Origin of the sequence: Paenibacillus sp. LHD-117, from assembly GCF_030929555.1 — a bacterium.
In the GTDB taxonomy this organism is placed as follows: Bacteria; Bacillota; Bacilli; order Paenibacillales; family Paenibacillaceae; genus Pristimantibacillus.
Window position 1 is genome coordinate 124,351 of the sequence record NZ_JAVFVT010000013.1, and the last position, 24,809, is coordinate 149,159.

The window sequence follows — 24,809 nt, forward strand, 5'->3', positions numbered from 1 at the left end:
TTTCGTATGCGCCGGCGCTAATGCCCGCTATCCCCGTTATTCGCGCTCTTGCCGCTTTGGCCGTGATGCGCGTGGGCGCCGCCGCTGCCGTCTTCGACGTACTGCGTGACGATGTATTGGAACAAACCTTCGGGGAAGCTGGAGAACAGCTGCACGTCGGAGCGTCCCGGCTGCTTAAGCGTTTCGTAGCCGTCCAGCGTCAACGCCGGGGAAGAGCCTTTCACTTCCTGCACCCATGCGTCGTACTCTTCGTCGGAAACGGCTTCCGCGCGGAATGTCATCTGGGCGAAATCCTCGCCGTTAAAGTTGGCGCCCGAGCCGTAGTAGGAGCCGGGCTCATCGGCTTGCAGATACAGGGTCATCGCCATGCCGGACATGGTGTAGAGCTGCCCGCCGAGCTGCGGGATCCAGAAGGAGTTCATCGCTTTGTCCGAAGTAAGCTGGAAACGGACGGGCGTGTCTTCCGGTATTTTGATGTAGTTGACGGTTGCGATATCCTCGCCGGGATACGTGAACAGCCACTTCCAGTCGAGCGACGTCACTTCGATGGTGATCGGTTCCTTCTCCGATTCGAGCGCCTTCGAAGGTTCGAGTTTGTACGTATAATTAACGGTCACGATCGCGAGGACCAGAATGATGACGATCGGAATGCTCCACCAGGTCACTTCCAGCTTCGTGTTATGCTCCCAATCAGGCTTATAGGACGCTTTGCGGCCTGGACGGTCGCGGTAACGCCATACGATAATCGCGGTCAGGATAAGGACGGGCACGATGATGATCGCGCACAGAACGGTTGATATGATGATCAGATCCTTCTGATGCTGCCCGATCGGTCCTTTGGGGTCAAGCACGATGTACTGCTCGCTGCTGCAGCCCGAGATCACGGCAACCATCGCCAGGAAGAGCACTGTTGCCAGCATTCGATAATAACGTCTCATTGCGGTTCCACTCCTCGATTTCATTAGCTTGTGAATAATGTAACAAATTCGCGCAAGAATATCAGCGGGTTATCGACGATGTAAACAATTTGACGAAGTTCCGACAAAGTTTAGTCACGAGTCGGTCACGAGTTAGACAAATGAATGATTTTGCCATTAAAGGTTTACCATAGATGGCGCGGCAGAGTAAACGCAAAAAAAGACGGTGCAGGGAGGAGCTCCTCCTTGAACCGTCTTTTTGGTTTAATGTGTCTGGGATAGCTATAAGCTCTTACTCGGACGTCGAATCGTTCGACTTGGCCATCTCAGTTTTCCACGCATGGACGAGTCCGATTGCCGTGCCGATGACATAAATATGAACGCTGCCAACCAGAAAACCGATGCCTACCATGAGGCCGATGTTCTTATCGCTGAAGTGGCTAAGATTTATGAGACAAAGCAGAACGCCGATGCTGAGAACGCCCCAAGCGATGATGGTCATTACGTTCACAAGACGTTTCACGTCGGACTTCGTTGCGCCTAATTGGCTGATTGTTGCGGTTTTGGTCGTCATAGGGAACACTCCTTACGAGTACATGTAAGTGCTTTCTAAGACACACTATACCACATATTATGTCGTTTGTTCAAAGAAAATTCACGATTTGCACATAAATTGGACACTAATTTGAGGGTTATTTACAGCACGCGATTTTCGTCCAAGATGATAGGGGAATCTTAAAGCCGGGGGTATTTGGAGATGACGGGAATCGGCAAAATCGGAACTAGGCAATTTACAATACTGGTTACGATCTTTACGATTGGCGGCTCCATCCTTTCCGCTCCCGGCGGTCTTGCCAAAGGGGCCAATCAAGACGCATGGATCGCCGCGATTCTCGGCGTGGCCGTTTCCTTGCTTCTCGTCTATCTATATGCCGCTATCGGAAAACGATATCCCAAGCTTACTCTGGCGCAGTACAGCGAACAAATTGTCGGGAAATGGCTGGGCAAGGCTATATCTCTTTCTTTCTTCAGCTATTTTTTTCTTCTATCCGTACTACTGCTTCGTGAAATCGGCGATTTTGTAACGATCCACATGATGCTCAATACGCCGATTCAAGCCATTCATATTATTTTTCTTACGATAGTCATCCTGGCCGTCCGATTGGGACTTGAGCCGTTTGCGCGCGCTTCCGAGCTTTTCCTCCCCTGGGTCATGATGCTGTTTCTTATTCTTGTCGTCTCCCTTTCCCCCCAGATTAAATTCGAAAACATGCTGCCGGTAATGGAAAATGGAATAAAGCCCGTATTGCAGGCCGCTTTCCCCTTTCTGAGTCTTCCGTTTCTGCAGCTTGTCGTTTTTCTGATGATATTGCCTTCGATTAATCGCAAGGACGAGACGGCAAAAGCTTTTGTCATCGGAACGCTGGCAGGCGGGGTCGTCCTGATAGCAGTATCGTTTATGTCGATCCTTGTCATGGGCAGTGATTATTCGAAATCGCAGTTATTTCCCAGCTATATGCTCGCGCAACAAATCAATATCGCCGGCTTCTTCCAGCGGGTCGAAGCGATACTCGCGATCATTTGGTTTTTGACCATATTTTTCACGCTGACGATCTGCTTCTACGCCTCGGCTCTAGGAATAGCACAGACGTTCCGCCTGAAATCCTACCGTTTTTTAACGCTGCCGCTAGGGATGTTAACCGTTTCGCTCTCTTTGATCGTCAGCCCGAATACATCCTACTTCCACTCGTTTCTCGCCAAAATATGGACGCCCTATTCATTAACGTACGGGCTATTCCTTCCTTTTTTACTGCTGGCCATCGATTTATGGAGAAAAAAGATCTGACCGTGCAATTCGACATAGAAGTTTATAAACCTGTGCTCAGGAAATAATGGAACAAATAGCCAATTCACAACACAGATGAGGGACAGTCAATGAGTGTTAAACCGCAGCCGCTCTATGCAAGCCTGGAAGAAAATATTGGATATATAAAAACAGCGTTAGGAAATAGCGACGACATCGTCATCAGAGAGATTCGGATCGGCTCGGAAGGACGGATTAGAGCAGGAATCTGCTATACAACCGGGCTCACGGATACGCAATCCGCCAATGATTTCATTAACGGGGCGCTTAGCCTTAACATTCAAAAAGTGGAGACGGAGACTTCGGAAATTGATCTGACTCTCCTGAAAGATTCGCTGCATTCGGCAGGCGATATTGGGGCCGTGACGGATTTCGGCCCTCTTCTTCTATCCCTATTGACCGGAAGCCTTATCCTCTTATTGGATGGGTATCCGCAGGGGTTCAGTATCGAAATGTGCGGCGGGGAAAGACGGAGCGTGTCGGAGCCGGTCAACGAAACCGTTGTTCGGGGGCCGCGGGAAAGCTTTACCGAAAGCCTGCACACCAATGTGGCCTTGATCCGCAGAAAAATCAACGATTCGAATCTTTGGCTCGAAAACAAAAAAATCGGCAGAGTGACCAAAACAAACGTCGCCATGATGTACATCAACGGAATCGCGAATGACAAAATCGTCGAGGAAGTGCGCGCGCGTCTGGATCGGATCGATATCGACGCCATTCTGGAAAGCGGCTATATCGAGGAATTGATTCAGGATGAAGCGTATTCGCCTTTCCCGACCATCTATAACTCGGAACGCCCGGATGTGATAGCCGCCGAACTGCTCGCAGGGAAAGTTGCCATTCTCGTAAACGGAACGCCGTTCGTGCTTGTCGTTCCGGCGCTGTTCATTTCCTTCCTCCAGTCGGCGGAAGATTATTATCAGCGCGCGGATATTAGCAGTCTGATCCGTATTCTGCGTTTCATCGGCATTATGATCGCGCTGCTCGGTCCATCGCTCTATATCGCGATCACCACCTTTCATCAGGAAATGCTGCCTACCCAGCTCTTGATCAGCTTGGCCGCTCAACGCGAAGGCGTTCCTTTCCCCGCGTTCATCGAGGCGGTCATGATGGAAATTACGTTTGAAATTTTGCGGGAAGCCGGTATCCGAATGCCCCGGACGATCGGGCAAACGGTATCGATCGTAGGAACGCTCGTTATCGGGCAAGCGGCGGTTGAAGCCGGCATCGTATCGGCCGCCATGGTTATCGTCGTCTCGATTACGGCGATATCCAACTTTGTATTTCCGTCCATTAACATGTCCATATCGATTCGCATGCTCCGTTTTCCTCTGATGGGACTCGCCGCTTCGTTCGGTATTTTCGGCATTATTGTCGGAATCATTGCGCTTGTCCTTCATTTGTGCAGCTTGCGTTCTTTCGGAGTGCCCTATATGAGCCCGTTCGCGCCTATGATTACTTCCGATCTTAAGGATACGCTGATTCGGATGCCGCATTGGGCCCTATTTTCCCGCCCGCGGCTGATCAATCAAAAAAATGTCATTCGCGAGCAAACCCCGCAACCCTCGAAACCGCAGCCTAGAGAATAAGAGAGGTCCACGTCATGTCCCGAAAATGGTTATTGCCGCTTCTTCTCGTTGTTATGCTGGCGCTCGTCACCGGCTGCTGGAACCGCCGGGAATTGAATACGCTAGGAATCGCCGTTGGAGTAGGAATCGATAAAGCCGGCGATCAATTCGAGGTGTCCGCTCAAGTCGTCGATCCGGATGAAGTGGCCTCCAAGCAAGGAGGAGGCGGACGTTCCCCTGTTGTCTTGTATGATGCGAGGGGCGCTTCCATCTTCGAAGCGATGCGCAAGATGACGAAGCAAAGCCCGCGGAAAATATACTTATCCCACGTTCGTATTCTGGTTATCGGCGAATCGCTTGCAAGAGAAGGCATCGCGGATGTGCTCGACTTCTTGTCCAGAGACCACGAGCTAAGAACCGACTTCTTCATCATCGTAGCCAAACATACGAAAGCGAAAAACATTCTGAACGTCATGACGCCGATGGAAAAAATACCGGCCGTCAGTCTATTTAATTCCTTGGAATCCTCGGAGAAAGCGTGGGCGCCTACGCGTAATACCAACTTAAACGAGCTTATGTCCGACCTGACCAGCGAAGGCAAGCAAGCAATCCTTACCGGCATCGAACTAAAGGGTGACAAAGAGGCGGCGGGAAACAAAAAAAACGTAGAAGAAATCGATTCGTCCGGCCGATTGCAATATACGGGCCTGGCAGCGTTTAAGGGCGACAAATTGGTTGGCTGGTTAAGCGAGCTCGAAAGCAAAACGTATAACTATTTGACCGGTCACGTAAAAAGCACGGTCGGCATCTTGAAATGTCCGAACGGAGGCTCCATCGCACTCGAGGTCATCCGGTCGAAACAAACGATCAAAGGCAAGCTCGAGAACGGCAAACCCTCCATCGACGTGAAGCTTCGGATAGAAGCGAACGTGGCCGAAGTCGCTTGCCGTATCGATCTGACCAAAACGCCGACGATTGAGGAGATCGAACAATTGGCGAATCAAAGGCTGCAGAGCTTCATCGAAGCTTCGGTCAAAAAAATACAGAAGAAATACAAAGCGGATATATTCGGATTCGGACAAGCCATTCACCGCTCGGAGCCGAAGCTGTGGAAACAAATCGGAAAGGAATGGGACGCCTATTTTGCCAAGCTGCCCGTTAACGTCAAGGTAGACGTCAACATTCGCCGTCTCGGCACCGTAAACAATTCATTTATACAAGAAATGAAAGAGTAAGGATAGGGAGGAGCGCCGGATATGGTTCAAAAACACCAGAAAATAACGAATCGTCAATTTGCGATAATTGTAGCGTTATACATTATTGGTATCGCTATCCTGATTATTCCATCCTATCTCACCGTCGCGGCCAAGCAAGACGCTTGGATCGCGGCGATTCTGACCGTAGGAGCGGCGCTTGCGATTATCCCATTATATAATGCGCTGGGCAGGCGCTTTCCCGATAAGACCTTTGCTGAATATACCGAGGAGATACTGGGAAGATGGATAGGGAAAGCCGTCTCTTTTTTGTTTTTCATCGGCTTTCCGTTTCTGATTGCGGCGCTTACGCTTCGGGGCATCGGCGATTTTATGACAACGCAGGTCATTCCGGAAACCCCGATTCAAGCGGTTCACATTTTATTCATGGCGGTTGTCGTAATGGGCGCTAGACTTGGTCTGGAACCTTTGGTCCGCGCTGCGGAAATCTTTTTCCCATGGATCATGCTGCTGTTTGCGCTTCTGGTTGTGTTCATTTCCCCGCAAATAAAGTTGGATAACCTGCTGCCTATAATGGAAGGAGGAATTAAGCCGATAGTGATGGCCTCGATTCCCTTTTTCAGTTTCCCCTTTTTGGATCTTGCCATGTTGTTAATGATTTACCCGTATGTAAACCAAACAGAAAAAGCCGGAAAAGCGATGTTTATCGGCGTGTTGATCGGCGGAATCATATTGTGCGTCATAACGGCTTTATCGATTCTGGTTCTCGGAGCGGATCAAACGGCCAGAAACACGTTTCCAAGTTATGTCATAACCAAAAATATTAGCATCGGCGACTTTTTGGAACGCATTGAAGCCATCATGGCGATCATTTGGTTTATTACGAGCTATTTCAGACTTGCCCTTCTATTCTACATCACCGCACTAGGTCTGACCCAATGCTTAAACTTGAGAGACTATAAAGTCATAACGCTTCCACTCGCCATGATAGTACTCGTTTTCTCGATAACGGCGGCACCTCATTCGATCTACTTGATGAATTTCATTCCCGTAGGGGGAGTGTACGCTCCAACTTATGGCCTATTATTGCCTATTCTGCTGCTAAGTGTAGCAGTCGTTCGCAAGAAAGGCTCTCATAACGGATGATGACCCGCATTCTCAATCGTAAGTTTATAAACTTACGGGAAGGAAATAATGGGACAAGAGACGCCACCCCAAACATGCCCGTTAACGTCAAAGCGGTAAAGGAGCGAATAAGATGTTGGCGATTGCCGGAATTCTAACCGTTTCGATTGCGATCGCGATGCTCGAAGTTCCTGGTCTAAAGAAGAAAAAATGGAAAAAGGAGCTGTGGTTTTTTTTCGTTCTACTCTTTTTTGGAGCCGGGTTAAGCATTGCACAAAGCTTGAATGTCAAAATTCCAAACCCGCTGGACTGGATCTCCTTTATGTATAAGCCGCTCAGCGATAGCTTAACAAGCCTGTTGAAATAAGGAGGGGGGGCAAGAATGGCTCAAAAACACCAAAAAATATCGGCTCGTCAAATGACGATACTGGTCACTCTTTACATCGTCGGTGTCGCCATCCTGATTATTCCGTCCTTTCTTGCCGTCGCGGCTAAGCAAGACGCCTGGATCGCGGCAATACTGACCGTAGGAGCGGCGGTAACGATTCTCCCTTTGTATAATGCGCTCAGCAGGCGCTTTCCCGATATGACCTTTGCCGAATATACCGAGGAGATACTTGGAAGATGGCTAGGGAAAGCCGTCTCTCTTTTGTTTTTCATCGGCTTTCCCTTTCTGATCGCGGCGCTGACGCTTCGGAATATCGGCGATTTTATGACAACGCAGGTCGTTCCGGAAACCCCGATTCATGCTGTTCACATCTTATTCATGGCGGTTGTCGTAATGGGCGCCCGACTTGGTCTGGAACCTTTGTCCCGCGCGGCGGAGATCTTTTTCCCATGGATCATGCTGCTGTTTGCGCTTCTGGTTATATTCATTTCTCCGCAAATAAAGGTTGAGAACATGCAACCGATAATGGAAGGAGGAATGAAGCCGATCGTGACGGCCGCGATCCCCTTTTTCAGCTTTCCTTTTTTGGAGCCTGTCATATTGTTAATGGTTTACCCATATGTAAACAGAACCGAGAAAGCCGGAAAAGCGGTGTTTGTCGGCGTGTTGCTCAGCGGAAGCATATTGTTTGTTATAACGGCGTTATCGATACTGGTTCTCGGAGCGGATCAAACGGCCAGAAATACGTTTCCAAGTTACGTCATAACCAAAAATATTAGCATCGGCGATTTTTTGGAACGAATCGAAGCCATTATGGCGATCATTTGGTTTATTACGAGCTATTTCAGGCTTACCCTCTTGTTCTACATAACCGCATTAGGTCTGGCGCAATCGTTGAATATGAAAGATTATAAATTTATAACGCTTCCACTCGCCATGATCGTGATCGTACTCTCTATCATGGCGGTTCCCCATTCGACCTACTTAATGAACTTCATTCCCGTATGGGGGGTGTATGCGACAACTTATGGCCTATTATTGCCTATTCTGCTGTTAGGTGTAGCGGTCGTTCGCAAGAAACGTCAAGCCGACAAATAGAATCGTATGCTTGTAGACGGGAACGGCACAATTAACGCGCGAAAGGACCTCAAATTCCACTGTAATGTGGAAGGTGAGGTCCTTCAATTTTCGCTCGCGCAAGGGCCCAAAAGTCACAAATAGGAACTGCCCCTTTTGCGTATAGTGAATCTGTTTAGTCCGTCCACCAGCGCTTCAAATCCTGCCACCACGAGCGATGTTTCTCGGCTTTGCCGCCATTGCCGGCCCCGCCGTTGCCGCTCTCGGCTCCCTTCGTCGCCGCCGAGCCGCATACCTCGGTCGGCTCCGTGCCGGCGAGGAACGTCTCCATGCGCCGGTTCCCCGGGCAGCCGGCCGCCGCGAGCTTGCCGCTCTCCGGCTCGATGTAGACGTTCACGACGCCCTCCGGCACAGGGAAGATCTTCGGCGGCACCGCCGCCAGCGCGCCTTCGATGAAATTCGCGAAGATCGGCGCGGCGCGATGCGCTTCGGCAACGGTCAGCATTCGGTCCTTGTCGTAGCCGACCCAGACCGCCGCCGCCAGCTCCGGCGTGTAGCCGACGAGCCACGCGTCCGTCGACGTCGTGCCCGTCTTGCCCGCGACCGGTCGTTTGATTGTCGCGGATACCCGGTGCGCCGTGCCGCCTTCGTCGAACACGCTCTCCAGCAAGCTAGTCATCACATAGGCTTCGGCAGGCGTAACGACTTGCTTCGACTGCTGTCTTGCCTCGTAGAGCACGTTGCCCTTGCGGTCTTCGATGCGCAGGATGGCGACCGGCTCCACGCGCGTGCCGGCGTTCGCGAACGTTCCGTACGCCGACGCCATCTCGAACGGGCTGACCGGGAACGTGCCGAGCGCAAGGGATGGCACCGGGCTCATCGGACTGCCTACGCCCAGGGAGCGGGCCGTCTCGATGACCTTGTCCGCGCCGACGGTCATGATCGTGTTGACCGCGTAGATATTGTCGGAGCCGCCGATCGCCTGCCGCATGTCGATGTAGTCGCCGGTATATTTGTCTCCGTAGTTGCTCGGCTCGTACGTCTTGCGGCCCTCGTCGTAGCTGAACACCGTCGGCTCGCTGCGGAAGCGGGTGATGGGCGACATGAAGCCGCTGCGAATCGCCGTCAGGTAGAGGAACGGCTTAAACGAAGAACCCGGCTGCCGCGTGCTCGCGAACGCGCGGTTGTATTGATTTTTTTTGTAGTCGCGCCCGCCGACCATGGCTTTGATATATCCGCTCCTTGGGTCGATGGCGACAAGCGCCGCTTGCTGCTCCGAGCTCTCCGGTATGCCGTTCTTGATCGCTTCTTCGGCCGCCGCCTGCACCTCTTGGTCGAGGGTCGTGTAGATCGTGATGCCGCCTTCGTTAAGCAGCTTTTCGTCGATGCCGAGCTTGTCCACGGCCACGCTCCGGATGTAGTCGCGGAAGTAAGGGGCGAAACCTTCCTGCTCCGCCGAGCCGAGCGGCTGGAAGTCAAGTACTTCGGCATAGGCCGCCTTCGCCTGTTCCTCGGTAATGGAGCCGCCTTCCTTCATCGCCTCCAGGATGACGAATTGCCGGTCCTTCGCGTTTTTCATGTTCATGTATGGCGAATAATATTTCGGGCCTTTCGGAATGCCCGCGAGCATCGCGCTCTCCGCAAGCGACAATTCGGAGGCGTGTTTGTCGAAGTACATCATCGCCGCCGCCTCGATGCCGTAAGAGCCATGCCCGTAATAAATTTGGTTCAGGTACATGGCGAGAATTTCGTCCTTGGAGTAATTCATCTCGAGCTGCGCCGTGTACATCGCTTCCTTCAGCTTGCGGTGCCAGGTCCGCTCATGCGTCAGGTAGAGGTTGCGGGCGAGCTGCTGCGTGAGCGTGCTCGCTCCTTGCCTGGTGGACAGGCTCTGTACGTTGACGACGACGGCGCGGGCCATCCCCTTCAGATCGAAGCCGGAATGGTCGTAGAAGCGACGGTCTTCGATGGCGAGCGTCGCGTCGACCAGCTCGTGCGCGATATCGTCCAGCGCGACCGAGCGTCGGTTCTCGCCAGCATGGAACGTATCGATAACGTTGCCTTGTATATCAAGCATCTGCGAGGTTTGGCTGACGGTAGAGTCGGGCAGCGTCTGCGCCCTTACATAGAAGTAGAACCCGGCGAGCAATACCGCGAAGACGATCGCCGCGAGCCCGGCCCGCATGGACCACTTCCGAAGGCGAAGCCACGGAGCGAGGAACCGTTCCGAAAGGATGGGGAACGCGATGCGGCGGCGGAGCTTGCCCTGCCGCTTGGTGGGCTGATTCGATGACTTGGCCATGCTGCCGACTCCCTTCCGTATAGAGGTAGTTCAAAAAGTCTGCTTTTGATCACGAACTCTTTTGTTATGATTAGTATGGAAAAATGCGGTATCGGCTATTCATCCGTAATTTTTTTGCAAACGGGTTGGCAAAAGGTTGCTTTTTCCGCTTGAAATACTATAATACAGGTTGAACCATTTGAGATACGTGGTCAAAAGCTCAAAAGTGGTTTTTTGAACAACCACTGGAAAGAAGGGATTAACGCCATGGAAATGTGGTATACCGAGAAACAGACCGACAGCTTCGGCATTACGGCGAAGATAACGAAAACGTATGTTAATGAACAAACCGATTTTCAACAGCTGGATATGATCGAAACGGAAGAGTTCGGTACGATGCTCGTCTTGGACGGCATGGTCATGACTACTGTAAAGGATGAGTTCGTGTACCATGAGATGGTCGCGCATCCGGTATTGTCCACGCATCCGAATCCGGAGCATGTGCTTGTCGTGGGCGGCGGCGACGGCGGCGTCATCCGCGAAGTCATGAAACACCCTAAGGTGAAAAAAGCAGTCCTTGTCGACATCGACGGCAAGGTCATCGAATATTCCAAAAAATATTTGCCGACGATTGCGGGCGAGCTGGACAACCCTCGCGTCGAAGTGCTTGTTGGCGACGGCTTCATGCATATCCACGATCACAAAAACGCGTACGACGTCATTATGGTCGACTCCACGGAGCCGGTAGGACCAGCGGCGAACCTGTTCACGCGCGGCTTCTACCAAGGCATCTTCGAAGCGCTCAAGGAAGACGGCATCTTCGTGGCGCAGACGGACAACCCTTGGTTCAAGGCGGACCTGATCCAAAGCGTAAACCGCGACGTGAAGGAAGTATTCCCGATCGTGCGCGTCTACGGCGCGAACATCCCGACCTACCCAAGCGGTCTGTGGACGTTCACGATGGGCAGCAAGAAACACGATCCGCTTGAGGTCGACGAGACGTCCATCCCGGAGCTTGAGACCAAATATTACACGCCTCGCCTGCACAAAGCGGCTTTCGTGCTGCCGAAGTTCGTGGAAGATCTCGTGAAGTAATAAGCTGATAAGCAAATAAGCGACAAAGAAGAGCCTGATCTCGGCCTAAGCCGAGGAAGGCTCTTTTTTGCGAAGCCGGCAATGCGGCAAGTTACCTTTGCCTAACGAAGAAGGATATACTAAACCTAACCTATAAAGCGGATAAAGCGGAGGGAGCCGGCATGGCAACAACGGATTATTGCAAGGTGCTGATCGTGGACGACGAGATTCTGATCAGACAGGGCATCAAACACTTCATGGATTGGGAGCGGGAAGGCTTTCATATCGTGGGGGAGGCGGCCAACGGCAAGGAGGCGCTGGAGCTGATCGCCGAGCTGCGGCCCCATATCGTCATTACCGATATCGTCATGCCCGTGATGGACGGCGAGGAGCTGACCAAGCAGATCAAGCAGCAATACCCGGAGATCGAAGTCATTATTCTGAGCAGCTTCGGCGAATTCGATTACGTGCGGTCGACCTTTCAGAGCGGAGTGGCAGACTATATCCTAAAGCCTAAGCTTGATATTCAGCACTTGCTAACGGTACTCAAAATGACGGCGGAGCGGATTCCGTCGCTTGCGGCGAAAAAGACGGAAGGAAGCGGCTACTCTCCTTCCTTGGATAGAAGATTGGAGCGGCTGTTGTCGGGTTACGATGCGGACGTGAAGCCGGAAGAAGTGAAGGCCGCGTTCCCGCACGCCTATTTCTGCCTGGCGGGGTTCGACGCGCGAGGGCTCGCGGATGGGCCGCTGCCGGTCAGGGAGAAGCGGAGCGAGCGACTGGCGCATAGCTTCGATACCGTTCTAGCGGGCGCCGTCCGCCGGGAGCTTCCGCTTGAAGGGCCGAATCGCGCATTCCTGATCAATGCGGACCGGCGGACGATGGACATGCTGCCGGAGTGGGCGAGGGGCGCGGCCGGCAAACTTGCGGAGTTCGGGCCAAGGACCCCCATCGCGATCACGGCTCCGTTCGGCGACATCGGGGAGCTGCATTCGGCGTACAACGATTCGTTGCTCAAGCTGCTGGGTTACTCATTTTATCTCCCGGACCGGGATGTGCTGCTCCAAAGCGAGCTTCCGGCCGCAGGACCGCCCGTCGAAGCCTTCCACCTGAACCGGTTCACGGAGGAATTTAAGCGCGGACAATTCCGGCAAGCGTTCGGATACCTTCGCGAGCATGCGCAGGCAATGGCGTCTGCCTATACGATGGACGTATTCGAGTTCAAATCCTTCCTCGGCAATCTTGTGTTCAATATCACGGTGCTGCTGGGCAACATGGCGTACGATATCAAGGAGCTGGAGAAAAACAAATACCGTTATTTCAAAGAAATCGAAGATGCAAGGTTCGCGGCCGAGGCTTTGGCCTGCCTGGAAGGTTTCATCGGCGAAGCGGAGGCGTGCATTGCGGACAAGGCGGCGGTTCCCGGCAACGCGAACATGAAGAAGCTGCTGGATTATATCCACGAACATTACGCGGAGCCGCTTAATCTGACGGAGATGGCGAAGCACTTCCACTTCAACCCGTCTTATCTATCCAGCTATTTCTCCGCCCACAACAACGAAGGGTTCGTCGACTACCTCCATAAGGTAAGGATCGAGAAGGCGGAGGAGCTTCTGTGCAAGGAAGACGCCACGATTTCGGAGATTGGCGGCATGGTCGGCTACGCGGACCACAGTTATTTCTGCAAAGTATTCAAGAAATTGACCGGATTGTCGCCCAGCCGTTACCGGAGGCAATTCGCGAACGAAGAGAAGGGCCAACCATGAGAAACGCGTTCGATCGGTTCAAATACAACGGACTTTTTATCAAAATGTTCATTATCATGGTCGTCAGCATCATCGCCGTATCCGTTACGTCCACTTGGACGACGATCAATACGTCGGAGCGGGTGTTCATGCAGACGTTCAGCATTACCAATTCCAAGATCATCGCGCAGATTACGAGCAATATGGACGCGTTCAGCTACGCGGTCGTCATGGCGGCGAACAGTATTCAGCAAAGCGGTTCGATCCGCGGCTTCCTGACGGAAGGAGACGGGGATTCCGTCGCGAGGAGCAAGGCCTATTACAATATGAGTCAGCAGCTCAAGAGAATCCAATCCATGGTCGACGCTTACGAGGTCAGCATTGTCGTAACGGGAGTGAACGGGCGGAGTTTTTCCACGGATCCGACCATCTGGCCGATTTCCCCGGAGGAGCTGCGCGGGCATCCGATTACAGAACGAACGCTTAAGGAACCGAAAAAAATCCATTACCAATACGACGACACGGAACGTTCGGGCGTGGCGAAGGCGGAACCCACCATCATCGCGTCCAAGGCGCTGGCCGACCGCGCGACGGGACGCATTTACGGCGCGATCTACTTCTCCATCCGGGAGAAAGAGTTCAAGCGATTCTACGAAAGCTTTACCAGCCTCGGCAACGACGTTGCCGTCATCGACCGGGCGGGCACGATCGTCTCCGCCAACCGGACGGAATGGCTCGGACAGCCCTCCTTGGAGTTGCTGCAATATGCCGAACGGATCGAGCAACAATCGCTGCCTTCGGTGAACGCGGACATCATGGACAAAGACCAGATCGTGTTGTCGAAGTTTCTGGCCCCGTTCGGGCTGTACGTGGTCAATCTGGTGGACAAGGAAGCGGCGATCGGCCAGCTGACGGATACCCGCGCGATCGTGCTCAGCGTCATCGTCATCGTCGGGGTCGCGCTCATCGTCGTCTTCCTTATCTCCCGGCGCATGACGAAGTCGCTCACCCGGCTCGTGAAACAAATCTCCACGATTTCCAAATACGAATTCGACCATCACGTGGCCGTGGACGGCAGCTACGAGACGCGGCAGATCGGCCAGGCGTTTAACGCCATGATGGACGAGCTGCAGGAATACGTGAAAGAGCTGGTCCATACGCAGAAGCAGCAGCGCAACGCGGAGCTGGAGGCGCTGCAGCAGCAGATCAACCCCCATTTCCTCTACAACACGCTGGCTTCGGTGAAGTTCATGGTACAGCAGGGCAGCAAGGAGAAGGCGGCGGCTACGATCAACGCGTTGATTTCCCTGCTGCAGAACGCGATCGGCAACGTCAGCGAGACGATTCCGCTCAGCCAGGAGCTCGTCAATATGAAAAACTATGTTTTCATTAATCATGTGCGCTACGGCGAGCGGATCAAGATGAACTATTTCGTCGCGCCGAACTGCATGGGGTACCATGTGCCGAAGCTGATCATCCAGCCTTTTATCGAAAACGCGTTTTTCCACGGATTCAATCGCAAGGCATCGGGCAATATTTATTTCATGGCGGCGATGGAGCCGGACGCGCTGGTCTGCGAGGTGGTCGACGACGGCGACGGCTTCGACATGTCGGGCAGGGAAGAGGGACAGCTCGCGCGGCCAAAGGGCAAGCGCCAGCTGTTCACCGGCATCGGCGTGAAGAACGTGCACGACCGGATCAAGCTGCTGTACGGAGACGGATACGGCGTGACGATGACGAGCGAGCCCAGCGAGGGCACCAAAGTGAAGATCCGGATTCCTCTGCTGGAGGAGGATGTTCAAAAAGCCCGCTTTTGATCAAAGATAAAAATCGTCCAAAAATCCAAATATCGTTCTAACGCGTGCTGCTCTCCCCGAGCAACTTGCAATAATCCGACAACTGTAGGCAAAAATCATCATAACGTCCGAAATCCGCGGAATGCTAAGATGGAGTCAGTAAGCGGGCAAACGCTTACAGCACATACAAACATAAACGGAGGTCTAGAGAGATGAAAAAGATGATTGCCCTTCTGCTTGCAGGCATTATGGTCTTGACGGCAGCATGCTCCCCGAACGCGAACGAAGGCGGCAATGCCGAAGGCGGAGCCGCGGAGGAGACAAGTAAAGTCACGGTTTGGGCATGGGATCCGAATTTCAATATCAAAGCCATGAACTTGGCGAAGGATGCTTACGCCGCGGATCATCCGGACGTAACCGTCGACATTATCGAGAACGCGCAAAACGACATCGTTCAGAAGCTGAACACGGGCATGAGCTCGGGCACGACCAAAGGTCTTCCGAATATCGTGTTGATCGAAGACTACCGCGCGCAAAGCTTCCTTCAAGCGTATCCGGATATGTTCCATCCGCTGACGGACAGCTTCAAGGCTGCGGACTTCGCTGAATACAAGCTGGGCCCGACGGCGATCGACGGCAAAAACTACGGCCTTCCATTCGACTCCGGTGTAACAGGCTTGTACGTTAGAACGGATTACCTCGAGCAAGCCGGCTACACGGTGGCCGACATGCAGGACATCACGTGGGACAAGTACATCGAGATCGGCAAAGCGGTGAAAGAGAAGACGGGCAAGGATTGGATTTCCCTTGATCCGAACGACCTCGGCATCCTTCGCGTCATGATTCAATCGGCTGGCTCCTGGTACCTGAAGGAAGACGGCAAGACGGCGGATCTCGCAGGCAATGTCGCGTTGAAAGAAGCGTTCGAGACGTACAAGAAGTTGATGGACGCCAACGTCGTGAAGATCCATGCCGACTGGAGCCAATTCGTGGCGAACTATAATAGCGGCGAGGCGGCATCCGTGCCGACGGGCAACTGGTTCACGCCTTCCATCACGGCGGCGGCGGACCAAGCGGGCAAATGGGCGATCGTGCCGTTGCCGAAGCTGACGAACAACGCCGATTCGGTTCACGCTTCCAGCCTTGGCGGCAGCTCGTGGTACGTGCTGAACGTACCGGGCAAGGAGAAGGCGGCTGAATTCCTGGGCGCGACGCTCGGTTCGAACGTGGATCTGTACCAGAAGCTGATCACGGAAGTGGGCGCGATCGGTACGTACAAGCCAGCGGCCGAAGGCGAAGCGTACAAAGCGCCGAACGAATTCTTCGGCGGTCAGGAAATCGTCCAAGACTTCGCGAAGTGGACGGCGGAAATTCCTAGCGTCAACTACGGCATGCACACGTACGCAATCGAGGACATCCTCGTCGTCGAGATGCAGAACTACCTGAACGGCAAGTCGGTCGACGATGTGCTGGCGGACGCCCAGAAGCAAGCCGATTCGCAAATCAAATAAAACAAATAGACAAAACGGGAACCTTGGACAGCCGCTTGCTGCCTTACGAGAAGTGGCAGGCGGCTGCTCCGAGGTTTTCTTTTCCGGAATATAGGGTGGAAGAGGAGGCTATGCCATGAACTTGAAGGCGAAAACGAACACCATCAGCTGGTCCTTTATCGCCATCGCGGTCGTGATGATTTGCGCGTTTTATTTTTACCCGATGATTCAGGCGCTCGTTATGTCGTTCCAGTCCGGTACGGGAACGAACCTGTCTTTCGTCGGTTTCGATAACTACAAGCGCCTGCTGACGGATGCCACGTTCATTACGGCGTTGAAGAACACGTTTATTTATCTCATCATCCAAGTGCCGATCATGATTCTGCTCGCCATGTTCATCTCGGTGCTGCTGAACGACAGAAACTTGAAGTTCAAAGGGTTTTTCCGCACGGCGATTTTCCTGCCGGCCGTCACTTCGCTCGTCGCGTATTCGGTTATTTTCAAATATTTGTTCGGGCCGGACGGCCTTATCAACACGATGCTGCTGAAGCTGCATCTGATTAACGCACCCATTGAATGGATTACCGATCCGTTCTGGGCTAAAATTACGATTATAATCGCCATCACGTGGCGTTGGACGGGGTATAACATGATCTTCTATCTGTCTGCCCTGCAAAATATCGACAACTCCATCTACGAAGCCGCGCGGATTGACGGCGCCTCGGCTTTCAGGCAGTTCAGGAGCATTACGGTTCCGCTGCTGAAGCCGATTATTCTGTTCACGTCCATTACGTCGACGATCGGGACGCTGCAGCTGTTCGACGAGGTCATGAACATTACGAAGGGCGGACCGGGCAATTCGACGATGACGTTGTCCCAGTACATTTATAACCTGTCGTTCAAATACACGCCGGACTTCGGGTACGCCGCGACCGTCTCGTACGCGATCGTCATCCTGATCGTCATCTTCTCGATCCTACAGTTCAAATTGGCGGGTGATAAGAATGCGTAAAATGAAAAGATCGCTTTTGTACGTCTTTCTAAGCGTCGCGGCAATCGTGTCGATCTTCCCGTTCCTGTGGATGATCGTCAGCTCCACGAACAAGTCGGTCGACGTGACGCAAGGCAGGCTGCTGCCGGGCGGTTATTTGTTCGAGAACTTGCGCAAGGTGTTCGATACGGTCGATCTCGTGCCGGCGCTTCTTAATTCGGCGAAAATTTCGATCACGACCACGCTGCTCGCTTTATTGATCGCGTCGCTTGCCGGCTACGGCTTCGAAATCTACCGCAGCAAGGTTAAGGATGCCGTATTTAGCATTCTGCTGCTGTCGATGATGATTCCGTTCGCCGCGCTGATGGTTCCGCTGTACCGGATGTTCGGTAGCATCTCGCAGACGATGCCTTTCATCGGGATCGACACGATCTCGTCGGTCATTCTGCCGACGGTCACGACGGCGTTCCTGATCTTCTTCTTCCGCCAGAGCACGAAGATGTTCCCGAAGGATATGCTGGAAGCGGGACGCATCGACGGGCTTAGCGAGCTCGGCGTGTTCTTCCGCATTTACGTGCCGACGATGAAGACGACATACGCGGCGGCGGCCATCATTACGTTTATGTCGAGCTGGAACAATTACTTGTGGCCGCTCGTCGTTCTGCAATCGTCGGAGAAGCGGACGATTCCGCTCTTGATTTCGAACCTCGGCTCCAGCTATTCGCCGGATTACGGCGTTATCATGACGGTTATTCTGATCGCGACGCTGCCGACGGCGATTGTTTTCTTCCTGATGCAGAAACATTTTGTCGCGGGCATGACCGGTTCGGTTAAGTAATGAAGGTTGAAGGGAGATATGTTTATTTATGATATCGACATCTCATTCCAAAATAACGGCAACCGGCTCCTCCGCTCCTTCGGCTAGTCCAACCTTGGACTGGCTGGAGGATGTTCGCGTATTCGCGGTGAACCGCCTGGCTGCCCATTCCGATCACGGCTACTATAAGACGGCGGAAGAAGCGCGCAACCGGACGCCGATGCGGATGCGCCATTCCTTGAACGGCGCGTGGAAGTTCCATTACGCGGCGAATCCGGCGCTTCGGCCGGCTTCGTTCTACGAGGAAGACTTCGGCTGCGGAGGCTGGGGCGACATTCAGGTGCCCGGGCATATCCAGTTGCAGGGCTACGGCCAGCCGCAGTATGTCAATACGATGTATCCATGGGACGGCCAAGAGGAGCTGAGACCTCCTTTTATATCCAAAGAACATAATCCGGTCGGAAGCTATGTGAAGTTTTTCGACCTGCCGAAGGAGATGCGCGGCGAGCCGGTGTACATCTCGTTCCAAGGAGTAGAGACTGCCTTCTACGTCTGGCTGAACGGGCAATTCGTCGGCTACTCCGAGGACAGCTTCACGCCTTCCGAATTCGATCTGACGCCATACGTGCGCGAGGGCGAGAACAAGCTTGCCGTGGAAGTATTTCAGCGGAGTACGGGAAGCTGGCTCGAGGACCAGGATTTCTGGCGGTTCTCCGGCATCTTCCGCGACGTGTACCTCTATACTGTGCCATCGATCCACGTATACGATCTGGATGTCCGCGCGGAGCTGGACGATTCGTTTGCCGCGGGCACGCTTCGCGCGGGACTGACGTTCCGCGAGCTGCCGCCGCGGGGAGCGAAGGCCGTCGCGACGCTGTACGACGCGTGCGGCGGGCAAGTTGCTGAAGTTTCGGCAGCGCTTGGCGAAGGGATGAAGGCGACTTTGGAGGCGGAAGTGGCGGGACCCGAGCTGTGGAGCGCCGAGTCGCCCTATTTATATGAATTGATCTTGGAGATCTACGACGCGGAAGGCACCTTGGTCGAAGCGATTCCGAGCCGGATCGGCTTCCGCCGGTTCGAGATGACCGGCAAGATTATGACGATCAACGGCAAGCGCATCGTGTTCAAAGGCGTGAACCGTCACGAGTTTAACTGCCGCACGGGCCGCGCCATCACGAAGGAAGACATGTTATGGGATATCCAGACGCTGAAGCGGAACAATATGAACGCCGTCCGGACGTCGCATTACCCGAACCAAAGCTATTGGTATGAGCTATGCGACGAATACGGCGTATACGTCATAGATGAGATGAACCTCGAGACGCATGGCTCGTGGCAGAAGATGGGCGCCGTCGAGCCGTCGTGGAACATTCCGGGCAGCAAGCCGGAGTGGCAGGACATCGTTCTGGACCGCGCCGTTTCGATGTACGAGCGGGACAAAAACCATCCGTCGATCCTGATCTGGTCGCTCGGCAACGAGTCGTACGTCGGCGATGTCCTCGTGAACGCGGCGAGATACTTCCGTTCGGTGGACGGCGGGCGGCTCGTCCATTACGAGGGCGTATTCTACGACCGCGCCTTCACGGAAGCGAGCGACATGGAAAGCCGGATGTACGCGAAGCCGGCGGATATTGCGAAATATTTGGAGGAAAATCCGGATAAGCCGTATATCAGCTGCGAATACATGCACGCCATGGGCAATTCGCTCGGCGGCATGAGCAAGTACACCGATCTGGAGCGCGAATATCCGATGTACCAAGGCGGCTTCATCTGGGATTACATCGACCAGTCCATCGTGAAGAAGGACCGCTACGGCGAGGAATTCCTCGCGTACGGCGGCGACTTCGGCGACCGGCCGACGGATTACGGCTTCTGTACGAACGGCATTGTGTACGCGGACCGCAAGCTTTCGCCAAAGATGCAGGAGGTCAAATTCCTGTACCAGAACATCAAGCTGACGCCGGACAGGGAAGGCGTCGCGATCCGCAACGAGAATCTGTTCGCGGACACGTCGCAGCTCGATCTCTTGTTCGCCTTGTCGGCGGAAGGCAGGGAGCTGGAGCGCCGCGTCGTGCAAGCGAACGTCGCTCCTTGCGGCGAGGCTTACGTCCCGATCGAGCTTGCGAAGTTAGGCGACGGTCTTGCACCGGGTGAATACGCGATCGACGCCTCCTTCCGCTTGAAGGAAGCTGCGATTTGGGCGGAAGCCGGCCACGAGGTCGCGTTCGGCCAGCATGTGTTCCGGGTGGAAGATGAGACAGTCAGCGGCAACAACGGCGAAGCTAGCGGCCTGCTCCTGGTTGCCGGAGGCTCGATCGACGGAGGATTCGGCAACTTATGCGGTGCTGACGGATGCGCGGTTTTCGGAACGGAGACGGACGCTCGCGGGAAGCTGAAGGTCGTTCACGGCGACGTGAACATTGGCGTCAAAGGCCGTGACTTCAGCGCCCTCTTCTCGAAACAGGCGATGAGCTTGATCTCGCTGAACTATTCGGGGCGCGAGATGATCGCTTCCCCGCCGTCCCCGCTGTTCTGGCGGGCGACGACCGACAACGACAGGGGCTTCTCGCAAGGGTTCGACGCGGGAGCTTGGTATGCCGCGAGTCTGTCGCGCAAGTGCGTCGGCATTGACGTCTCAGAGAACGGGGAGGATGGCGCGGTCACCATCGCGTACCGCTTCCGCTTCTCCGTCAGCGCCGAGCTTGAGACGCGCGTCGCTTATACGGTTCGGCCGGACGGCAGCATCCGCGTGCAGGCCGACTACAGCGGCGCGGCGAACCTGCCGAAGCTGCCGATCTTCGCGGTGTCCTTCAAGGTGTCGGCCGACTACGACCGGCTGAAGTGGCTAGCGCTGGGGCCGGAGGAGAACTACGCCGATCGCGCTCAGGGAGCGCGCCTGTGCGAGTTCGAAGGAACGGCGGCCGGCAACGTCTCCGGCTACGTCATGCCGCAGGAGTCCGGCAACCGGACCGGCGTGCGCCGGGTGGACGTGACGGACGTCCTAGGCAGAGGCATTCGCATCGTTGCGGACGGAGCGCCCGTGGAATGCGGCATCTCGCCGTACACGGCGTTCGAGCTGGAGAACGCGCAGCATCATTATGAGCTGCCGCAGCAGCATTATACGGTTATCACCGTCGCAGGCCGCCAGATGGGCGTCGGCGGCGACGACAGCTGGGGCGCGCCGGTCCACGAGGAGTACACGATCCCGAGCGACAAGCCTATGACGTTCTCGTTCGTGATCGAACGGGTGTAGTTGGCGTAACGGCGGCGGATATACAATCTTGAATATAATTTTCCTAATGAAGATACGAAAAAGACTCCAACACCGCGGCCGCGTGGGTTGGAGTCTTTTTGAAATTCAAAGAATTAATAACTCAACTTTCACAGCTCCAAAATGAGCATAAAAGCAGAGTCGCTTCGGAGGATTGCTCCATCATGGCGCTTGGCGCAGCAACTGAACCACTGCTCGGATAGAAAGCAAAAAAGTCTTCTCGGGCCCTAGTGGAATAAGGATTTTCAGGCATTAAAAAAAGGAGTACCTCCCCACATTCTCGAAGTTTAGGTTACCACACCAAAAAACAAGAGAAAGGAGGCGCTCCTGTGAAATATTTGACAAAGGATTGGTACGATCTATGCCAGCGGACAGGACTTCATTTTGATATGAAGGCGCACAAGGGGGCCCATGTACGAGACGAAGCGCTCTATCTGCGGCTCTATAATAGAAAGGCAAAGGAATATGCCAAGATGCAGCGCGAGCTTTACGATGTCGATCCCCGGTTTATGCTGGAGCGGGATGGAATGACTTGCGTGCCTCTGGATAAAGTGTTGAACGGCGAAGCGATCGGCGAAGAGGATACAATGGTGTATCATATGTCCTCCGAGGAAAAAGACCGGATCCTGCAAAGGATTGCCGATTATGATGCCCGGCCTCCATTCGACGAGGCAAAATGTCATGCGGATTTCGCCATCCACCAAGAGGGGTTATGCAAGGAAGCGCTTAATCGGCTGCCGTACGAGCTGTCTTCCCGCATTGCGGATATGCGGGTGTTTACGTTAGGTTATTGTACGAAAGAAGTATTGAGCGAGCTGAAGCGGCTAAGCAAGCAAAATGAAAAACGAGTCACGTCGGTCCTGGAGCAGTATCGACAGGCGCAGCAAGCGGAGAACATTCCCGAACATATCCGAAGTCGGTTCGGCTTTCACGATTGCAAGGTCGCGGAATTGACCTCTGGCAAGCAGTTGATTATGCGACTGGACACGCAGGGCGGTTTCACCACTTTTAACAAGGTCATGTTTGACGCCGCCCAGATTCTCAGACAAGATGAGCATATTGCAGGCAGTCACTGGATTTATGAGGAACTGTATCGTACGAATTCCGGCTATGAGGCCCACATCCTGTTTTATGGCGAAGGAATGCCGGAACTCATTATTCGCTGCGGGGACATTATTGTAGAACAAGAATGAAGAGTGAAGGCCGGACAATCGGCTTGCTGTTGCATGCGTAAGAGGGCTGCCGCCTCAGGTCCTGCAGCCTTCTCTCGCGGTACAAGCGTACTGCTACAATTATGGGAGGTCGGCTACTCAACAAGTGGGCAGCCTCCTCGCGGATTAGAAGCGTCCTGCCTCAAACATGCGGCTGCGGGCGTAGGTGTAAGCGCCTTTGGCGAGTCGGCGGGCTTCTTCGTCGTCGCCCTTCTGAAGCGCCTCGAAGATCGAGCGGTTCAGGTTGTTGGCGGAATAATGTTTGATGTACGGCGTATTCAAAAAATTGATGTAGGCCGCCATCGCAAGCTTATCGACGTAACTTTCCATTGCGGCCAGCATCGCCATGTTATGAATGGACGAAATAATCGCCTTCATGAACTGCATCGAATATTGCATATAAGACAAATAATCGTCCGCCTTCTCCGCTTCGATCTGCCTGTTCAAACACTCCTCCAGCTTCTCCATGTTGAGATGAATGTTCCTTTCGCTCTTTACGTCAAGCGTATAGACAAGCATGGCCATGACCGCCTCGTACATATCCATTGATTCCTTGGCTGTAATTTCCTTCACCAGGACTCCGCGATTTTTGAGAGAGACGACGAACCCTTCCGATTCCAGATGGGTAATCGCGTTGCGCACCGGCGTGCGGCTCATCTTGAGCTCATCGGCGAGCTCGTTCTCCGACAGAAGCGTACCCGGCATCAACTGCCCGCGCACGATCCGGTCCTTCAGCGTGGTATAAGCGGTCGCGACGAGAGATTGAATTGCCATTATACCTATCCTTTCGACACTGGGTTAACACTATCTTAACAGCCGCGAATCTCGCAAATCAAGCGATTTTCAGCCTTTACAATCTCTCGAAATATCGAAAACACTCTATTTACATTCAACTTGTATTCTAGTTGCGTACCAGATAAACGCGGATAGGCTGCCGGCTGGAAGACTGCCGGAACGGACCGGAACGCAATACCATTTAGGAGGCTGTACTGTGCTTAAGAAGAAGGTTTGGACAATGGTTACACTGATGGCGGCATTGATGTTGGTTCTTGCGGCATGCGGAGGGAACAATGGCAACAACGGCGCGAACAACGGCGCAAGCGGCGGCAACAAGGAAAACGCGAGCGCGAACGCGGGCACGGCATCGGACGCCCCGAAATCGGAATGGCCATCCGTCCTGCGAATCGGCAGCCTGCCTATGGAAGATGGAGAAATGAGCCGTAACGCGGATCAATTCGCAACCGATCTCGGCGAATACCTCGGCATCAAAGTCGAGACGTTCGAGGGAGAGGATTACAATATGATGATCGAAGCGATGCGCTCCGGCAAAATCGATATGACGACCTACGGACCGTTCGGCTACATTATCGCGGTGGAGAGAAGCGGCGCGAAGCTGCTGGCCGCCATGAACAACGGTCCGGGCTCGGAGGGGACAAGCGTTATTATCGTGCCGAAGGATTCCCCGGCGCAGACGGTGCAGGATCTGAAGGGCAAAAACTTCCTGTTCGCCGACCCGGCATCCACGACGGGACACTTGTATCCTAGAGCGACATTAATGAAGCTTCTGAATGTGAAAAACGACGAAATCCCGAAATTTTTCAGCAACGTATCGTTCTCCGGCGGCCATGACAAATCGCTGCTGGCCATCGCGAACGGCGATGCGGACGGCGCCGCGACTTGCAGCCAGTGCATCGAGATCATCGTCGGCGCGGGTCTCATCAAAGCCGAAGACGTTCGCGTCATCGCGGAATCCGATCCAATTCCGGGCGGAGGCGCGCTAGCTTACCGCGACGGCCTGCCGCAGGACTTGGTCGACAAAATGCGTGAATTCGCGCTGAGCTACGCCGAGAAGAACCCGGCTTACTTCGAAGGCATGGGAGCCAAAGGTTTCTTCCCTGCCGAAGATTCCGACTTCGACGGCGTTCGCGAAGTGGCCGAGATGCTGGAGATGTCTCCGGAAGAAATGCTGAAATAACATCA

General features: G+C 53.9%; 19 protein-coding genes. 15 read left to right on the forward strand and 4 right to left on the reverse strand.

The annotated features are described in order from the left end of the window. Window positions 1-17: 17 nt before the first annotated feature. Both cyoA and RB620_RS12315 read right to left on the reverse strand, forming a co-directional pair. Entirely contained in the window at window positions 18-920 is a 903-nt protein-coding gene (gene cyoA, locus RB620_RS12310; RefSeq protein ID WP_374121400.1) for a ubiquinol oxidase subunit II, read from the reverse strand. A 289-nt stretch (window positions 921-1,209) separates the two neighbouring features. Further along, the gene (locus RB620_RS12315; RefSeq protein ID WP_308094702.1) at window positions 1,210-1,491 is read right to left on the reverse strand and encodes a hypothetical protein; all 282 of its coding nucleotides are present in this window, start codon (window positions 1,489-1,491) and stop codon (window positions 1,210-1,212) included. A gap of 183 nt (window positions 1,492-1,674) precedes the next feature. Between RB620_RS12315 and RB620_RS12320 the strand changes: the two genes are divergently transcribed. The 6 genes from RB620_RS12320 to RB620_RS12345 all read left to right on the forward strand — a co-directional run bounded on the left by RB620_RS12320 (window position 1,675) and on the right by RB620_RS12345 (window position 8,174). Next, the gene (locus RB620_RS12320; protein ID WP_308094703.1) at window positions 1,675-2,763 is read left to right on the forward strand and encodes a GerAB/ArcD/ProY family transporter; all 1,089 of its coding nucleotides are present in this window, start codon (window positions 1,675-1,677) and stop codon (window positions 2,761-2,763) included. Between the two features lie 89 nt (window positions 2,764-2,852). Next, entirely contained in the window at window positions 2,853-4,370 is a 1,518-nt protein-coding gene (locus RB620_RS12325; protein WP_308094705.1) for a spore germination protein, read from the forward strand. Between the two features lie 14 nt (window positions 4,371-4,384). Beyond that, window positions 4,385-5,584, forward strand: a complete 1,200-nt coding sequence (locus tag RB620_RS12330; RefSeq protein ID WP_308094706.1) for a Ger(x)C family spore germination protein — start codon at window positions 4,385-4,387, stop codon at window positions 5,582-5,584. Window positions 5,585-5,605: 21 nt separating this feature from the next. Further along, a complete protein-coding gene (locus tag RB620_RS12335; protein ID WP_308094708.1) occupies window positions 5,606-6,709 on the forward strand; it encodes a GerAB/ArcD/ProY family transporter in 1,104 nt (367 codons plus the stop codon). Between the two features lie 112 nt (window positions 6,710-6,821). Continuing rightward, window positions 6,822-7,055, forward strand: coding sequence for a hypothetical protein (locus tag RB620_RS12340; protein ID WP_308094709.1), 234 nt, complete (start codon window positions 6,822-6,824; stop codon window positions 7,053-7,055). 15 nt (window positions 7,056-7,070) lie between these two features. Next, window positions 7,071-8,174, forward strand: a complete 1,104-nt coding sequence (locus RB620_RS12345) for a GerAB/ArcD/ProY family transporter (protein WP_308094711.1) — start codon at window positions 7,071-7,073, stop codon at window positions 8,172-8,174. A gap of 154 nt (window positions 8,175-8,328) precedes the next feature. Here the strand turns inward: RB620_RS12345 and RB620_RS12350 are convergent, their stop codons facing one another. Next, window positions 8,329-10,455, reverse strand: coding sequence for a transglycosylase domain-containing protein (locus RB620_RS12350; protein ID WP_308094713.1), 2,127 nt, complete (start codon window positions 10,453-10,455; stop codon window positions 8,329-8,331). 246 nt (window positions 10,456-10,701) lie between these two features. Here RB620_RS12350 and speE point away from each other — a divergent pair, with 246 nt between their 5' ends. From speE to RB620_RS12390, 8 genes are all read left to right on the forward strand, one after another. Next, window positions 10,702-11,529, forward strand: a complete 828-nt coding sequence (speE, locus tag RB620_RS12355; protein ID WP_308094715.1) for a polyamine aminopropyltransferase — start codon at window positions 10,702-10,704, stop codon at window positions 11,527-11,529. A gap of 161 nt (window positions 11,530-11,690) precedes the next feature. Next, window positions 11,691-13,274, forward strand: coding sequence for a response regulator (locus RB620_RS12360; protein WP_308094716.1), 1,584 nt, complete (start codon window positions 11,691-11,693; stop codon window positions 13,272-13,274). Next, complete coding sequence (locus RB620_RS12365; RefSeq protein ID WP_308094718.1) at window positions 13,271-15,070, forward strand: cache domain-containing sensor histidine kinase; 1,800 nt, start codon at window positions 13,271-13,273, stop codon at window positions 15,068-15,070. Before RB620_RS12360 ends, RB620_RS12365 begins: the two co-directional genes overlap by 4 nt. A 191-nt stretch (window positions 15,071-15,261) precedes the next feature. Then, window positions 15,262-16,560: an ABC transporter substrate-binding protein gene (locus RB620_RS12370; RefSeq protein WP_308094719.1), complete on the forward strand. Its 1,299-nt coding sequence runs from the start codon at window positions 15,262-15,264 to the stop codon at window positions 16,558-16,560. 115 nt (window positions 16,561-16,675) lie between these two features. Further along, the gene (locus tag RB620_RS12375) at window positions 16,676-17,551 is read left to right on the forward strand and encodes a carbohydrate ABC transporter permease (protein WP_308094721.1); all 876 of its coding nucleotides are present in this window, start codon (window positions 16,676-16,678) and stop codon (window positions 17,549-17,551) included. Then, entirely contained in the window at window positions 17,544-18,368 is an 825-nt protein-coding gene (locus RB620_RS12380) for a carbohydrate ABC transporter permease (RefSeq protein WP_308094723.1), read from the forward strand. The genes RB620_RS12375 and RB620_RS12380 overlap by 8 nt, the downstream gene beginning before the upstream one ends. A gap of 28 nt (window positions 18,369-18,396) precedes the next feature. Then, window positions 18,397-21,600, forward strand: a complete 3,204-nt coding sequence (gene lacZ / locus RB620_RS12385; protein WP_308094724.1) for a beta-galactosidase, LacZ type — start codon at window positions 18,397-18,399, stop codon at window positions 21,598-21,600. Between the two features lie 347 nt (window positions 21,601-21,947). Next, window positions 21,948-22,811 carry a DUF4085 family protein gene (locus RB620_RS12390; RefSeq protein WP_308094726.1) on the forward strand — a complete coding sequence of 288 codons (864 nt, stop codon included), beginning with the start codon at window positions 21,948-21,950 and terminating at the stop codon, window positions 22,809-22,811. 144 nt (window positions 22,812-22,955) lie between these two features. Here the strand turns inward: RB620_RS12390 and RB620_RS12395 are convergent, their stop codons facing one another. Continuing rightward, entirely contained in the window at window positions 22,956-23,603 is a 648-nt protein-coding gene (locus RB620_RS12395; protein ID WP_308094728.1) for a GntR family transcriptional regulator, read from the reverse strand. Window positions 23,604-23,820: 217 nt separating this feature from the next. Here RB620_RS12395 and RB620_RS12400 point away from each other — a divergent pair, with 217 nt between their 5' ends. After that, a complete protein-coding gene (locus RB620_RS12400) occupies window positions 23,821-24,804 on the forward strand; it encodes a phosphate/phosphite/phosphonate ABC transporter substrate-binding protein (RefSeq protein ID WP_308094729.1) in 984 nt (327 codons plus the stop codon). Window positions 24,805-24,809: the final 5 nt, after the last annotated feature.